2 protein-coding genes are annotated in these 1368 nt (G+C 74.3%); one reads left to right on the forward strand and one right to left on the reverse strand.

The genetic code is table 11. From position 1 onward, the window contains the following. Positions 1-128 precede the first annotated feature (128 nt). Positions 129-785: an NAD(P)H-binding protein gene (locus AOJ26_RS40000; RefSeq protein ID WP_053853246.1), complete on the forward strand. Its 657-nt coding sequence runs from the start codon at positions 129-131 to the stop codon at positions 783-785. Positions 786-1080: 295 nt separating this feature from the next. On the opposite strand, the gene AOJ26_RS40005 is transcribed toward AOJ26_RS40000, so the two are convergent. Continuing rightward, entirely contained in the window at positions 1081-1293 is a 213-nt protein-coding gene (locus AOJ26_RS40005) for a hypothetical protein (protein ID WP_007384031.1), read from the reverse strand. Between the last annotated feature and the right edge of the window lie 75 nt (positions 1294-1368).

A 1368-nucleotide genomic window follows, 5' to 3' on the forward strand; every position in this document is an offset into this window, starting at 1 on the left:
GGCAGGGGCTTGAGGGAGGGGCGGGGGCTTGAGTGCCTCTCCCTGAGTGGGTCTCTGTGCGCCCCCCGGCCTCACCCGGCACTCTCCTGACACGGCGTTCGCGGGTGTTCCGGCGTACGGTCGAAGGCATGCGCATTGTCATCGCTGGTGGTCATGGTCAGATCGCGCTGCGGCTGGAACGGCTGCTCGCCGCGCGCGGGGACGAGGTCGCGGGGATCATCCGCCGCCCGGAACAGGGCGACGACCTGCGGGACGCCGGTGCCGAACCGCTCCTGCTGGACCTGGAGTCGGCGTCGGTCGAGGAGGTCGCGGAGGCGCTGCGGGGCGCGGACGCGGCGGTCTTCGCGGCGGGCGCGGGCCCCGGCAGCGGCGCGGCCCGCAAGGACACCGTGGACAAGGCCGCGGCGGTGCTGTTCGCGGACGCGGCGGTCCGAGCGGGCGTACGCCGCTTCGTGATCGTGTCCTCCATGGGCGCGGACCCGCGGCACGAGGGCGACGAGATCTTCGACGTGTACCTGCGCGCCAAGGGCGAGGCCGACGCCTATGTGAGCGGCCTGGACACCCTGGACTGGACGATTCTGCGTCCCGGCGCGCTCACGGACGACGCCGGCAAGGGCCTCGTCCGCCTGGAGGCGCACACCGGCCGTGGCCCGATCCCGCGCGACGACGTGGCCGCCGTGCTGGCGGAGTTGCTGGACACGCCCGCGACGGCCGGGCTGACGCTGGAGCTGGTGAGCGGTTCCGTCCCGGTGTCGGTGGCGGTGAAGTCGGTGGCAGGCAACTGAGGATGCCCCGCGAGGGGTGCCGGCCGCGCAGGCGGCTCCGCTCGGGAGGTGGACTGACCGGAGCGGGGCCGTACTGCGGTACGGGCATACCGGGCACGGCAGTTCGCGGCGGGCCGTCCCCTCGTACGGCTGGAGGGACCGCGGCCGGGCCGGTGCGCCGGGACGGCCGTACGGCTCGGGTTGCGCGACGCGTCGGATGAACGGCGGGCCGGGTAGACGGTCGAGCACGTGTCCGCGTTCGGAGAGGACCGGCTGGTCGCGCGAATGGGCGTGCGGGCGGGGGCGTAGGCGCGCGTCAGAACAGGGGCAACTGACCGGGTACGACGGGGACCGCGTACCCGTCCAACGACGGCTGGGCGGCTCCGAGTTCCGCCTGCCGGCGGGAGCCCGGGCACGAGACGAGCTGGCCTCTCTCGCGCGCGCCGGGCGGGTCGTGCCGGGCGAAGCGGCCGGCGACGACGGCGATCTCGCGACGGCATTCGGGGCAGAGCCTGCGACGACTGGACATGCAGTCAGTGTGCCCCGGACACAGGGGGTTTGTGCGTCTGGAGGGGCGGTCGGGGCGAATGGGCTTCGGCTGGAC

The organism is Streptomyces sp. NRRL B-24085 (assembly GCF_001282115.1).
Taxonomy (GTDB): domain Bacteria; phylum Actinomycetota; class Actinomycetes; order Streptomycetales; family Streptomycetaceae; genus Streptomyces.